This window comes from Aetokthonos hydrillicola CCALA 1050 (genome assembly GCF_017591665.1).
Lineage (GTDB): Bacteria > Cyanobacteriota > Cyanobacteriia > Cyanobacteriales > Nostocaceae > Aetokthonos > Aetokthonos hydrillicola.
Genome location: NZ_JAAKGC010000042.1, coordinates 31,004 through 46,006 on the forward strand (window position 1 = coordinate 31,004; position 15,003 = coordinate 46,006).

9 protein-coding genes are annotated in these 15,003 nt (G+C 38.5%); 3 read left to right on the forward strand and 6 right to left on the reverse strand.

The window, feature by feature from the left end:
- Positions 1–242: 242 nt before the first annotated feature.
- The 5 genes from G4P69_RS20595 to G4P69_RS20615 all read right to left on the reverse strand — a co-directional run bounded on the left by G4P69_RS20595 (position 243) and on the right by G4P69_RS20615 (position 7,085).
- Positions 243–3,053: an AAA-like domain-containing protein gene (locus G4P69_RS20595; RefSeq protein WP_208339174.1), complete on the reverse strand. Its 2,811-nt coding sequence runs from the start codon at positions 3,051–3,053 to the stop codon at positions 243–245.
- Between the two features lie 190 nt (positions 3,054–3,243).
- On the reverse strand, positions 3,244–4,788 hold the full coding sequence (locus G4P69_RS20600; protein ID WP_208339175.1) for an AAA-like domain-containing protein: 1,545 nt from the start codon (positions 4,786–4,788) through the stop codon (positions 3,244–3,246).
- Positions 4,789–5,122: 334 nt separating this feature from the next.
- Positions 5,123–5,479: a hypothetical protein gene (locus tag G4P69_RS20605; RefSeq protein WP_208339176.1), complete on the reverse strand. Its 357-nt coding sequence runs from the start codon at positions 5,477–5,479 to the stop codon at positions 5,123–5,125.
- A 128-nt stretch (positions 5,480–5,607) separates the two neighbouring features.
- Positions 5,608–6,489: an aspartoacylase gene (locus tag G4P69_RS20610; RefSeq protein ID WP_208339218.1), complete on the reverse strand. Its 882-nt coding sequence runs from the start codon at positions 6,487–6,489 to the stop codon at positions 5,608–5,610.
- Positions 6,490–6,686: 197 nt separating this feature from the next.
- Complete coding sequence (locus tag G4P69_RS20615; protein WP_208339177.1) at positions 6,687–7,085, reverse strand: TRADD-N-associated membrane domain-containing protein; 399 nt, start codon at positions 7,083–7,085, stop codon at positions 6,687–6,689.
- Positions 7,086–7,387: 302 nt separating this feature from the next.
- On the opposite strand from G4P69_RS20615, the gene G4P69_RS20620 reads away from it, so the two are divergent.
- The 3 genes from G4P69_RS20620 to G4P69_RS20630 all read left to right on the forward strand — a co-directional run bounded on the left by G4P69_RS20620 (position 7,388) and on the right by G4P69_RS20630 (position 13,361).
- The gene (locus G4P69_RS20620) at positions 7,388–8,683 is read left to right on the forward strand and encodes an AAA-like domain-containing protein (RefSeq protein WP_208339178.1); all 1,296 of its coding nucleotides are present in this window, start codon (positions 7,388–7,390) and stop codon (positions 8,681–8,683) included.
- Positions 8,680–11,373, forward strand: coding sequence for an AAA-like domain-containing protein (locus G4P69_RS20625; RefSeq protein ID WP_208339179.1), 2,694 nt, complete (start codon positions 8,680–8,682; stop codon positions 11,371–11,373). The genes G4P69_RS20620 and G4P69_RS20625 overlap by 4 nt, the downstream gene beginning before the upstream one ends.
- A 176-nt stretch (positions 11,374–11,549) precedes the next feature.
- On the forward strand, positions 11,550–13,361 hold the full coding sequence (locus G4P69_RS20630) for an alkaline phosphatase (RefSeq protein WP_208339180.1): 1,812 nt from the start codon (positions 11,550–11,552) through the stop codon (positions 13,359–13,361).
- Positions 13,362–13,510: 149 nt separating this feature from the next.
- Here G4P69_RS20630 and G4P69_RS20635 read toward each other — a convergent pair whose 3' ends face one another.
- Entirely contained in the window at positions 13,511–14,977 is a 1,467-nt protein-coding gene (locus tag G4P69_RS20635; RefSeq protein ID WP_208339181.1) for a pentapeptide repeat-containing protein, read from the reverse strand.
- Positions 14,978–15,003 lie beyond the last annotated feature (26 nt).

Sequence of the window (15,003 nt, forward strand, 5' to 3'; positions counted from 1 at the left end):
ACCAAATGATAAATTTCAGTAATTGGGAACATCCGAATTGTAGTAGCGAGTCTAGACTAAAGCGCTTTGCAGGTGCGTCAGGTACATTTATTAGGGGCTTTCCGGCGTACCCTCCGGGAACGGCTAAAGCCGAACGCTCTCACACTGTCGGTGTACCTCATTTATCTGAAAACTGCTGTAATTTGTTAGTTACAACTTAATCAGTCAATTAGTTTTAATATATAATTTAGCTACACATTAACTTACTTGAGAAGTTTTAAATGAAATCCACTTTCTTCGGGACTCTTACATAGGTACTCTCGCTCATTGTTATCTTTAGCGTCCTTGGAATTTTTAACTACTTGAACGAGAACAGCTTGTTGATTAACAGGCTCACCATTTTGGAATTGGAGCGAGTATCCTGAAGTTTCTCTTGGGTCAAATTTGAGGGACTTCAGCTTGTCTAATACTGCTTCTCTTGAAGGATTTTGAGACTCTGGTATAGCTTTGATAGCTTCGATGAAAGCCTGAGTTGCATCATAACTAGAAAAAGTTCGCCAGCTCACACCACCTCCCCATCTTACACAAGTTGTGTCTACAAAATTATTGGAATTAGCGTCTCCGGTAGAGAAAGGAATTGCTATAACTAAGCCTTCAATAGTCCCTTTACCTAGTTTGATAATATCGTTTCCAAATAATACATCTCCTCCTAATATACTGACATTTTGACGGAGATTTGCTCTAATTTTTTTAATTTCCTCAGCAAGTTGAATTACAGTCGAAAATAACTCCAAATTTGGAAGAAATACAACTCCATCTGCTTGATTTTGAAAAATGCGGAAGGCTTCATAAGATGGATTTATCTCTGGATTTGCTAAATTTGTGGTAAGTATTACATTTCCCCCATCCTTTTTAAATAACTTTTCAAATTCTTTCTTTACGCTTTCACTATAAGAATCTCCCTTTTTATAAAAAATCACAACTCTTTTCAACTGATTATTTTTAGCATAGTCAGCTAATTTTTTCGAAGTTTTTACATCTGAAGTAACTGTTCTATGGAAAGCTTTTGTATGTGATTCGTTCCAGCTTAATTTTGTGCTAGTACTAGTAGGAGATATCATTGCTAAACTTACTCGATCATACTTAGTAAGTGCGGCTGCACTAACAGAGCTAGCACTATGTCCAATCACTCCTAAAACACTGTTATCTTTAACAAACTCTTGGGCAATTGTTTCAGCTACTTGCAGATCTCCATGATCATCTGCAATAATGATATTCAGTAATCGACCATTGAGTCCATTGTTTTGATTAAAATTAGACTGTGCTAGTGCAACACCTCTCAGTATTTCCCTTGCGATTTCCTTTCTGGCATTTATATCGTTTATAGGTACGGCAACCGCTAAAGTTAGATAGTTTCCTTTTTGATGAGCTATAGCATTATTATAATAAATTTCTACTTCGGGATCATTCTTATCAAGATTTTTAGCTTTTTCTAACAATTGAACTGCTTTTGGATAATCTTCATTTTTAAAGGCTTCAACTCCCTGTTTGAGAAAATAATTACCATTGCCAAGAAAAAAAGAGCGCTCGCCTTCGCTAAATAACATCGGTTCAGAAATATAAGGAGTATATATGGATTGAAATTTTTCCTTTAATTGAAATACTGTTGCACCAGTTACAATAACCATCGTTGTAGCTATTCCTGCAAGCCATTTCTGTACACGCTGAGATTTTAGTATCTTTTTTTCTAAATTAGCTATTTGCCCTTCTTGGTTAGCTTTGAGGTAATTTATTTCTAATTCTTGGCTAGAAGTAATAAATTGATAATCTTCAATTGTCAAGATTTTACCATTACGCCATTCAATTGCTTTCTGTAATTTCTCACCTTGTAAAAGATAAGACTTATCTTGGCGTTCAGAAGACAACCATCCTAGTAACTCTTCTTCATAAGGCTTTTTGTCTGCTAGCATTTTAGCAACCCATTTTGAATCAAAAACTGATTCGTAAATGGGATTATAAACTCTTAATTTTCCGTTATTTTCTAGTACTAAACCTGACAAAATTAATTCACTTTGTTCCAGGCTATTATTATCTGGTAATTCTTGATTTTGTAAAATTTTTAGGTAAAATTTAAGCAATTTAACAATAGGTTGTTTACTTTTAATAATCCGCTGGCGAATCGTCCTTAAGTGCTGCGGTTCATCCTGAGATTCCCAATTTTCAATGATACGGGATTTGACTAATTCTTCAATCCACTCACATAGCGCCTTTTTATCACTGGGAATAATATCTTCATGATCTGAAATAATTTTACAAATTTTTTGCGTTAGAAACGGTTGACCCCCAGTCCATTTTAAAACCTCTTGCAGAACTTCTTCAGTAATTTTCGAGTTACTGACTTTACTTTGTAATCCTTGTGCTAGAGGTCGAGCTTCCTCAAATGAAAAAGGATTTAATTGAATTGGGTTACCGATATTAAAGGGTGTACGCTGGGTATCTTGAATTAATTGCGAAGGTGTAGCTACTCCTAACAGAGCAAAGGTAACTCGGTTGTAGCTTTGGTTGTTAGCACGCTCATTATAGCAATATCGGATAAATGAAAAAAAATCATCTATTGGAAAAGCTAAACTGAGAACAGTGTCAATTTCATCTATAAAAATAACAATAGATGCGGAAACTTCTAGTAGTAATTTTTCTTCAAAAAATTTACTCAATCTTGCCAAATAAGTTAGCCTTTTGTGTTCCTCCCACCAAATTTCTAATCGATCCGTCTCTAACTGAAACTTACGAGTCAACGCTGTGATGAAAGTATAATACCATTGGTCTTCGGTGACTGCTTGAGTCCCAATACCAGATAAATCGATGACAACACAGGCAAAGCCTTCATTTTTTAACTTTTGACTGACTCTTACCTGCAAGCTAGACTTACCCATCTTGCGTGAGTTGAAGACATAACAAAACTTCCCAGCTTTTAGTTTCTCATAAAGATTTTTGTCCGCTTGTCGCTCTACATAACTAGGAGCGTCTAGTTTTAAAGTGCCTTCCACTTCATAGTATTCTCGTCCTGTCTCCATTATTGATTTTCTCCTGTTGCTTATCTGTTAAGTAATCAGACAGAATTAATTACACAATCAATACTGCTTGATTAACAAAAAAAAGTTGAAAGGCTTGTAGTTGTGCTGTCTTGGCGCTATAGACACGCAGTGGCTTCCCGTAAGGGTAGCGCAACTACGAACCTATTCGTAGCGACCTAGTTGCTGACGACTAAAGGTAACGGCGGAAATATTGACGATACAATTGGCAACGTGGGTTAGCAAAATCTCGATCTAACTTCACTAGTCCCAAACGTTGCAACGATTTTGCTGGTATAGGATTTAACTCAACAGTGTTATCTTCATGAGCGTTTACAACCTGACTGAATGCTGCTTGCAAGTCTGGCTTCTGTTGAAGAATTTCTAAAAGTTCGCGCAGATGGTCACTGAATGGTCCAGCTACGGTAGGTGCTTCTTGCAAAAGTTCTTCAAGGGTAATTCTGTGACGCTTAACGTAATCAGCAGCCATTCCCAGCAGAAGAGGATGTCCTCCTAGCATAGCCATCAGTTGCTCAACTTGACCCTCTGACCAACTTAGTCGATGACGCGTAACCAAACGCTGCACCTGTTCCAGATTTAATTCGGGTAAGTCAACTACTTTCCCAACACCACCAAGAGGTGAAGTATTAATATCTAGCTCAGCATAAAATTCGGTGGAGTGGACAATTATCAAACGGAGTTTGTCCCAAATCTCACTATCTAAATCACTGCGCCTTGCACGATCATACCAATTTCGCAGCATTATACAAAACTGGTTGGCGATTTTAGGCTGTTCAAAAACCAAATCAGCATCATCTAGAGCTAATAGCAAAGGTTTAGGAGTTTTTGCCAAGAGGTGTCTTTCAAAGTAATCTCCGGTTTTATATATGGGATCTGGTGGATTGTTCCAATACTCATCCAAATGATCAGGTAGCTTTAGCTTGCTACTAACAACAAAACAAAATGACTTTAAGAATCTCTCCAGATCATTAGAAACTAGAGAATCTACTAAAGTATGACAGCTTAAAGTCACTATTTGATAATTATGGTTCTCTCTTACATAACTGACAATCCTATTCATCAGCGATGTTTTACCCATATTGTCAGGTGCTTTGATCCGGATCAGAGAACCTCCCTGTAAAACCTTCCTGAAACATTCCCTTTCAATAGAAAGGTGTGGTACATAGAGATCAGCACGGTATTTGTCTACTCTTTTCCGGAGAAATGGAGTTAATTCTTCTGGGATACCTTTTAACTGAATCTCAGTACGACCAAACTTATATGCGTCTTCAATCGAGCAATTTGCAGCCAGTGCTTTGTAAAAACCAACAGCAAACGCGATCGCCGCATTATCCCCGATCTCTTTTCTCATGCCAATTACGAAGGGGATATATTTAACAATAGCCCTTGCCTGAATATCTGAATAACAAGCATTTAGAACCACACACTTAACTGTATCGGCTACTAATTCAAACAGCGCAGCCAAAGCCTTAGGTGTTAAGGGGTGCTGTTGACCCAACTCATTTTCAATGTAAAGCTCACCAGTACTGTTACCATGCCCAGAAAAATGAACAACATCAGGCTTAAAATCGTGTATTGCTTGGCTGATATCTCCTGAACGTGCAGAAAATACGTAATCGAATAAAAATCTTTGTGAGTGGTTAGGTATTCCCAGCTTGATATCTCGTAACTCCTGTTGTAGACGCAGCCTAGTAGTATCGGTAGGTTCTGCAGTCAAGAACAGAATTCTTATCGGGCTATCGTTCCACATTCAGAATTGTTCCATAAGCTAGCTAAAAGCAGTGTAACAAATTCTCATTATTCCCTGTTTGATATAGTACCGAAGATAATTAGCTGGTCGATACCAGTTTTCCTGTTATACCAATTTTCTGTGAAGCTGCACATTATTTTTACCCCTCCTAACCTCCCCTTGGAAAGGGGAGGAAAGAAGGCGGTGGGGTTATTTCTATGTGTCTTCATATAAAAATGGTATTACCTAAAAATGTGACGCTTGGAGGTGCTGTAAATAGTTGGAAACAATAGTAGTGCGGGCATCTTGCCCGCTAATATCTTCACATACCGCCCAGAAGCCAAGAATTCCGCGCATCCCTTATATTTTTATTATCATCCCAATGCAAAGGCACTTCAATTATCGAATCCCGTGGAAAGCAAATTGATTCACCATTTTCAACATATATGATTTCCCCCTCAAGAAAATGGCGGTAAGTATCTTGGACAATTCCAACCAAATCCAGACCGTCTACTGCGGTGACTTGCACATAAATTCCTTCGGAATAAACCGAACCGTGATTTACAGAAATTCTTACAATGTTATTTACAGTAATTGCGTTCCGAATCTCTGGATTCAGTAATTTTCCATACCAATCATAAACATCGGCTTGGTGAGTAAAAAAGACTCCATCTTTCATTTGAATCTCTTTAGTTGTTAGTATTAAAAAATACTACTGTAAGCTTTATAATTTAATCTTTGAAAAATAAGGGTGTTGCTAAATAGAAATATCAATTCCTTTCACCCGGATGCGCAGAGAGTAAGAGTTTAATAAAAATTATGGATTATCTCCTTTTGGGTTAAACACATAGCAATACCTTTTTCGTAGTAAGCTGCTTCGTTAATAAAAACTGGGTACACGGTTGATTCACCTTGGTAGGTAATAGTCTCTCCGTCAAAAGTCAAAAATATAGGTTCACCTGGAGCAAGTGGCTGATAATCTTGAAACTGAAGTTGTGGATGGATCATCGCTTGCAGTTCACCAGATTCATTTCTGGGGTAATCAATGGTTCCAATATGGCGATAAACAGTGAGGCTTTTGTCAAAAGATGGTATTTCTCCGCGATTATATTGCTCGAAGTAATTTAAAGCATTGATAACCAAAGCTTCAGTTTTCCGAAAAAAATCAGCTTGTAAAACTCCTTGAGGTACTGCTCCAACTTCAATGGTGCAGCCTAACTCACAAATAGATGGCAAGCCAAAATATTCTTCCGATTTCCGTGATAGATAAATATTTATCGAAGGGTTTAAGCTCTGAAGATAGGTAACTAATTGCAGGTTGAAAGAGCGATCATCGGTCATTAAAGTTAACCCCATATTTGCAGTTGAGCTATGAAGGTCTAAAATGACATCAACCGGCGTTTTGCCATTTGCACCAAATAAATTATTTATTTCTCTAGCTCGGATATCTTCATAACTAGAGCGTGTCAAATCTTGTAAGTCAGACTTTTTAAAACTACGGTTGAGATCTTGATCAATATATCGACGCACTGCTGCAAATGCTTTGGGATTTGCCAAGAAAGTTAAAGTTTCAAAGTTGTCTCGCTGTATCAAATAAGGATGGTTTTCGAGTTTTTTGACCACATATATACCAGTGAACTCGTTTCCGTGGACTCCCCCAACTATCAATACTCGTTGAATTGAATTTATTGTCATTAAATTTTTCTGCCCCTGTGGTTGTTACAATCAATCTTAACAAGCGACAGTCCCTAAATAATCGTCGTTTTTCGCTACCCTAGCTAGAATAGAAAATTTTTGTCTAAGGAAGTGATAGTTGCTTTCCCTGAGTGCATTTTCGTCAGCACCCCCGGCTTGAAGCCCGAACAGTGCTGAGCGAAAGTCAGACGTCAAAAGTCGGATGAATCAGGACTTCTGGCTATTTGAAATGGTTGGGTTAATTCAACTTCGTTCTGAAATTTGGCTGTTATTCTCTCAAGGCGTTCATTAGCTTTTTCAAGGCGATCGCTAGCATCTTTGGCAAGCTGGATGAAAACCATACTTGACACAAACCCGCCAGCAGTCGTCACATTTCCCTCCGAAGCTTTCCCAGATAGTAACAATCCAACCCCCACAAACCCTACAATGGCACTTGCTCCTGTCATAATTAATGCAAGTACAAAACTATGATGAGCCATGTTAAAAGTTTGTTGTGCTTGGCGTAACCCTTCCTCTGTAATACGAGCCATTAATACTAAATCAGAGTCAGGGGTAACACTATCAACGGATGCAAACTTATTATTTCTCATGTCTTTATTATCTGATGTAAGTTAGTCGCATTATCCTTGCTTTTCTATTACCATTTCCTCACAAGGATCCCAGTACTATTGTTTCTGTGTAGAAAGACTAACAAGCTGACTACTGTGTATAAAATTTATGGATCATACTTGTTACCCTAAGCCCTATCCTCCCAGGAATAGAAAAATTGATGGTGATAAGTCTATAGTTTCTGTATTTGTTTAAATTTTTCAACACCTGCTCTGACAGCCTGGTTGTTAAGTAAAGTTAGAATGGAAACCAATTCAAAAAAGTGAACTTACTCTAAGTACAGATGGATCAGGAAACATTTGACACAATCCTAGAGAAATTAACCAAGCAGGAAGAAAAAGTTTTACGGCTGTTCTTAGAGGGGAAAGATGATAGAGCGACCGCTGAGGTTCTATATTGTACACAGGAAAATGTTAGAGCTCATCTTGCTAATATTTGTAAAAAATTTTACTTAACACAAAGCGAAAATACCCGTGGTTGTTCTCACCGAGATGAGTTAATAATTTTGTGCTGCAAATTTAAACCAGAATGGGTTGCTCCGCTATCTCGCCAGCGAGTCGGGTGTCCTTCGTTTGAATATCCCAATGGCAGAGTCCCGCTAGAGTCTTATTTTTATCTACCGCGAAATAATATTGAATTGCACTGCTCTCAAGCAATTCTCCAATCCGGTGCGTTGATTCGTATTAAAGCCCCAAAGTTGATGGGGAAAACCTCATTGATGACCCGAATATTTGCTGAAGCTAAAAAGAAAATGCAAATTTGTGCTGTGGAGGTTAACCTTGCAGAAGCAGATCGAGAGAAGTTAGATGATTCAGAAAAATTTTTGCGTTGGTTCTGCACTATTATCGGAGAACAGCTAGGATTAGAACAGCAATTGATAAATTATTGGAAATCCTCTTCTGAGCTAAGACATAATTGTACAACTTATTTTGAGCGATATTTATTACCTCAAATTAATTGTCCCTTAGTTTTAGGTTTGGATGAGGTCGAGCGTATTTTTCCCTATGCTGTCGCGCAGGATTTTTTAACGCTATTGCGGCTCTGGCATGAGAAAGCAAAAACTTCACCTATTTGGGGCAAGTTGCGGTTGATTATTTCTCATTCAACAGAGGTGTACGTCAAACTGAAAGCCACTCAATCTCCTTTCAATGTTGGCGAACCTATCGAGCTTTCCGAGTTTAGCGTAGAACAGATCAAGAATTTAGCCATTCGTCATGGATTGGGATGGGCAGATTCCCAAGTAGATAAATTGATGATGATAATTGGGGGACATCCCTATTTAATCCGGTTAGCACTTTATCATTTGGCAACTCAATCTATAAATTTGGAACAATTGTTACGACAAGCACCCACTGAAGCAGGAATCTACAGAGATCATTTGCGGGGTCTATTAGCAATTTTGCGTCAGGATGCAGATTTGGCAAAAGCATATAAAACAGTTGTCACAGCGTCAAGCTGGGTGGAATTAGACCCAATGAAAATTTATTTATTGTGGAGCATGGGATTAGTAAGTAAACAAGACAACAAAGTAATGCCTCGTTGTCATTTGTATCATCAATATTTCCGGTCTGTATTATGAATAACAATAAATATTACGTAGGAGGCAGTCTGCCGATTAACTGGCCAACATATGTCATACGCCAGGCAGACGAAGACCTTTATCAAGCCTTAAAAGAGAGTTGCTATTGTTATGTTCTAAACTGTCGCCAAATGGGCAAGTCGAGCTTAGGTGTGCGGACGATGCAAAGACTGCAAAACGATGGAATTGTCACTGCTTTTGTGGATCTCACTCAGTTCGGTAGTCAAAGCGATACGACAAGAGAAAAGTGGTACTGGAGTCTTATAGATAGTTTGTTGAGTGCTTTTGAGTTATGGGAACAATTTGATTTGGAAAAATGGTGGCACAAACGTGAATGCTTGACGCTAGCCAAACGATTTAGCGATTTTGTTGAACAGATACTTCTCAAAAAAATTGATAAACAAATTGTGATTTTTATCGATGAAATTGATAGTATTCTAAGTCTAGAATATTGCCTCGATGATTTTTTTGCCTTAATTCGCTATTTTTATAACCAGCGGTCGATCAATCCAGAATTTAAGCGTCTCACCTTTGCTCTGTTAGGAGTAGCCACTCCTTCAGATTTAATTCAAGATCGAACAGAAACACCTTTCAATATTGGGACAGCAATTGAACTGCAAGGTTTCCAATTGACAGAAGTCCAGCCATTAACCGAAGGATTACAGGAGAAAGCAGACGATACTCAAGCGGTTATGAAGGAAATTTTGCGATGGACTGGCGGACAACCTTTTCTAACTCAAAAAATATGTAAATTAGTTAGTCAAATTGATGTGAGATTAACTACAGGTTATGAGAAAAGACAAATAGAAGAAATAGTTATATCAAAAATTATTAATAATTGGGAAGATCAGGATAATCCTCCACATTTAAGAACGATAAAATACAGAATTTTAGAAGATGAAAATTACCAGATAAACCTACTGGAAACTTATCGAAAAATTTTGGAAAAAGACGAGATACAAACCGAGGAAATAGATCCAGAGATTCTTTTAAAGTTAAGATTGTCTGGGTTAGTAGTCCAACAAACAAAAAAGGTTAAAGTTTATAATAATCTTTATAAAGCTATCTTTAACTCTCAATGGATTGATAATCAATTAGCAACAATTCGCCCTTATGCTCAATCGATGAAGGCTTGGTTTGTTTCTCATAGCAAAGATCGCTCTAAACTTCTAAAAGGAAAAGATTTAGAAGAAGCTCTTCGATGGAAAGATAATAAAAACTTGAGTCAGAGAGATTATCAGTATTTGAATGCTAGTAAGGAATCAAAATACAATAGAAATTTAACAATTATTTTATTAACAGTGGGCAGCTTTTTTCTAGGAACTATCGGATCAGGATTTTGGTTTTATGAAAAATATGGTTCCTGTCCTATTGAAAAAGGAGTTGTAGGAGAAAAAATCAAGGATATCGAAAAAGGCAAGGACATCTGTTTTAGAACATTGATTACTAGTGGAGAAAAAATAGCCTTTCTTTCTAGTAATAATTTTCATCTTTCTCGGGGGACTGAATATTTTAAAAAAGGAGACTACAGCCAAGCTATTAAATTATTTCAACAAGCTATACAAAGTGATGTTACCGATCCAGTATCTCAGATCTATCTCAACAACGCTAGAGCTAGGCTCAAGGGTAACCCTTTAAAGCTAGCAGTTGTTGTTTCTATTGACTACTATGAATATGCAGCCAAAGAAGTATTAAGAGGTGTGGCTGATGCTCAAACTGAATTTAATGAACGTGGCGGGAAAAATAATCGTTTGCTAGAGATAGTTATTGCTAATGATGGAAATGAACCACCAGTCGCTGAAAAAATTGCAAAAGAATTGGCTGATAAAAAAGATATTTTAGGAGTTATAGGACATCATGCTAGTGAGAGTAGTTATCAAGCATTACCTATCTATAAAGAAATGCGAGTAGCTATGGTTTCTCCTACAAGTTCTAGTAGTAAATTAAAAGGAGATGTATTCTTTCGGGCTGTTAACTCTACAAAAGAATCTGCTCACAAATATGCTCAATATATTAAATATCATTTAAATTTAGATGAAATAATTATTTTTTATGACAAAACAAGTCTCTATAGCAATAGCCTCCAGAAAGATTTTAAAGATGCTTTCAATAAGTTAGGGGGAAAAATAGTCAATAATGATAATGGTATTTCAATAAGTGATCCTAATCTAGATATTGAAGAACAGATAGAAAATATTGCTAAACAAAAAAGCAAAGCAGCTTTTTTAATAGCTAGCGTAGAAACTAATTCCGTAGCAATTGCATTCAATAGAATAAATGGTCAGCTACCATCAGAGCAAAAAATACAACTATTAAGCTCTATGTCACTATCCGAAGAAGAGACTAAACAAAAGGGAAAAAACTTCATTGAGGGAATGGTTTTTGTCAGTCCTTGCTTAGCAGAAAAATCTGACTATATGAAGCAAGCTGCAAAAAGATGGGAAAAAACAATTTATTGGCGTGTTGCTACTAGCTACGATGCAACACAAGCTTTTATTAAAGCAATCGAGTTATCAAAAGAACCAACAAGGGAAGAGATTCTTCAGAATTTGCACTCAGTTAGACTTCCTGTGAATAAAACTTCGGGATTTGGACTGAGTTGGAATTCAGATAATTCTAATACCATGAGGAAATTTTGCATAATTAAGATTCATAACCATAAATTTGAAGAAATTTTAGAAAAAAAATGATGTCGGTGTAGTCACTTGAGAAGGCACAAAGCAGGTAAGATATTATCAAAGCCTTGGTGTGACTAGTTTATAGGAAAAAATGCAGGCATTTTACCACAAAACATTACTATTTCGGAGATGTCTATTGGTGTTCCTAGAACCGTCGGGTTCTGACAAGACTTGCTAAGGGAATTCTAATGAGCAGATTACGTCCAAAACATAAAAGATTAATTGCCTTGGTGCTGTCTGTTACCTTGTTGATGTTTGGTTGTGTGCCAAATCTGCTGCGATCCCCCTCCGGGGGCAGCGCTTCGCTATCGCCACATGGTAACGGGATCAACGTTATTTTAATGATTGGCGACGGGATGGGTTGGGAAATGGCTCGCGCTGCGGCAGTAGCGAAAGGCTTGACCATGTACACTAACGATAAAGGACAAGGTTTGAATTTTCAAAAGCTTTCTGGTTACACCTTAGCAACTACATACGGTACCACTATTAAAGGTAGTGACGGTAAGTTTTCCACTAATAACTCTGCACTGGATGGAACTAACCCCGCAACTGCTCAAAGTCCTATTCGTGCTGGCTTTAATTTCAACCCTACTTTTAATCTTGATAATTCCGGGAGTGGAAGCAGCACATCAGAAGGTAATCTTGTAGGCTATGATGTTGCTCGCGGTGGTGTGAATCCTTGGACACCTGGTAACGACAAAGAGTACATTAAACAAAACTACCCCGACTCTGCTAACACAGCTACTGCTCTCTACACTGGTGTTAAGACTTATAACAATGCCCTAGGTGTAGATATTTATGAAAAACGCCAAACAACTATTTTAGAGAAAGCTGCACTCAAAGGCAAGTCTACAGGCTTAGTCACCTCAGTACCAATTAGCCATGCAACTCCTGCTGCTGCCACATCCTTTGTGAACCGTCGTAATAAATATGACTTGGCAAGCCCCGATCTAGATAACATTCTCCAGCAATCTCTACGGTTATTTAAACCAACTGTTTTACTGGGTGGGGGTCACCCTTTGGATTTGGAAAACAAGACTAACGTTGGAGGAGTCTATAATTACACCTACATCAACCAATCAACTTACGAAAAACTCAAGAGCAAACCTACTTCTAACGAATACGGCTACACGTTTCTAGAACGATCTCCAAACGCAACTGCAACGTTGTTGAAAACTGCCGCTAAACTTGATCCCAGAACAGATAGACTACTAGGGTTGTATGGTGCTCGTGGGCAAAACGGTAATCTTCCCCTGGCTACAGCTAACGGCGATTACAGTAGCACAGGATTGAGTAACTCCTCCTTACACTCCACCGCAGAGAAAAACAATCAAATTCCTCAACCTGACACTATACGTCCTTTGTCTCCCGGCGAAACTGATGCTCAATTCATCGCCAGAGAAATCAATGAAAACCCCACCTTAGCAGATCTAACAAAAGCTGCGCTTACGGTTTTGGGTAAGGATCCAGACGGCTTCTGGTTGATGGTTGAAGGCGGTGATATTGACTGGGCTTGTCACGACAATAATATGGATGATCTCATCGGTACCGTAAATAGCTTTGACAAAGCCGTTGAAACTGTACTCGATTGGATTAATAAAAATGGCGGCTGGCAGAAGAATTTGCTGATTGTCACTGCTGATCACGATCACTATCTGACGCTGAATCCCAATTTTCCTCAATTATTAGCTGAGTTTGGTGCACAAAATTTGACTTATAGCAAGCACAAACCTACACAAGCAGGTCATTATTGGGGTTCAGATTCTAATACGAAGTACGCTTGGGGTACTCACACTAACCATTTAGTACCAGTTTATTATCAAGGTGGCCCAGTCAGCTTAGCTAAGTATATAGGTAAGGAAGTTACTTTTGTTGATTATCCTCCTAAAGGTGCTGCCAAGACTTATTCGATTACTGGCGTTCCTGGTGTAGTGGATCAAACCCACATTTATAAGGTTATGCTTGAAACAATCAATGCACCTGCTGCACCTCTGAGATGAATGGCAAATCCTCAGACCGCAGATATTAATAGCTTATGTAATACAATTGGTAGAAGCACCCTGATTGGAATATGACTATTGCCTATTCCCTTTCTCCATGAATGAATTTAATTTTGTCCAACTACTTAACTGCTCTTTTAACAAGTTGCTTAACTGATTTGCATCCAATGTGTTGGTGGTGGAACATTATCAGGTAGACGAGTAGTGCGATCGCCCAATGCCATTGTAATCTGGTGTGGTTCCAAGTTTTTGACCCCTGTAAGAATTGCCCCGTCTAGTTTGACATCACAAAGGTTTGCCTCATGAAGGTTAGCAGCCGTGAGATTTGCCCCACAGAAATTAGCTTCATCGAGTATTGCTCTTTGTAGGCTAGTTCCTATAAGGTTTGCTCCACCCAAATCAGCTTCTCTCATACTCGCCTCAGAGAGGTTAGCAAATAAGATCTCTGTATGTTGTAGTTTTGCTGCGTTCAAGTTTGCTTGTTGCAAATTGGCTCCATTCAGGTTGGCTTGTTGTAAATTAGCCCCTATCAAACCTGTTCCTTGCAAATTTGCCTTACCCAGCTTTGCGCCTTGTAGGTTTGCAAGAAAAAGCTTTGCTCCAGAAAGGTTAGCAACCTTGAGATTTGCCCCGTGTAAGTTAGCCTTATAGAGGTTAGCATCACACAAATCTGCTGCACGAATACTAGCTCCAGAGAGGTTAGCTGCACGGAGGTTGGCATTGCACACCGACGCCCGATTCAGGTTTGCTCCACTGAGGTTAGCTTCATGTAAATTGGACAACTCCAAATTGGCTTCACACAAGATAGCTCCAGACAGATTAGCTTGCTCTAGATCTGCTCCAGACAGATTGGCTTCGCGCAGATCCACTCCATAAAGATCAGCTTTTCGTAGATCCGCCTTTTGTAGGTTGGCTTGTCGCAGATCTGCACCACAAAGATCAGCCCTTCGTAGATCTAGTTTGTAATTTTTGGGATCCTTCTCCACGTTACGCCTACCAATCACAGTCAGCGCAGCTTGAATATCAGTTGGGATCTTTGCTCTAGCTTCAGTTTGCCGTTCAACAAACCTGAGCTTAGGTGTTTCTATCTCCGTACTTACGTTGTCGGGCGAGATATCTTCGGCACTAATGTTCTCTTGTTCAAGTCTACTGGCAGTATTTTCTCTTATAAAGGCAGTGAGAATTTCCATTACTGTCCAATACTCTTGAGGAGAATCTTGAGCAACTCTCTCTAACGTATAAATTGCGCCTGTCCGTGTTGCCACATTGTGATGCCCAAGCTGTGTAATTGCAGTCATCATACGTTCTGCAATCAAATGCTCTTGAGCTAGCTGAATATTTTTCATGCCAATTTCAATGTTTTTCTCAGCAGTAAGCGCATTCTTGTGCATAGCTTCTGATCGTGATCTTGCATAATAAGCATTAATCATGACTGCTAATCCCAAGAAAAGTGTTGCAGTAGTTGCTAATGCTTGAGTTCTACTTTCTATTTTTTCCTGATCTGACAATCCCTGACTTTTGGGAAATGCTAATAAAATTACAGTCGGTGATAGACTAAACAGAAGTGTTATTACTATCAACCAACCCCTAAGTACGTCTGTCTTCTTAGCAGACATAATTATTGTATCCCTCGCAACACAGA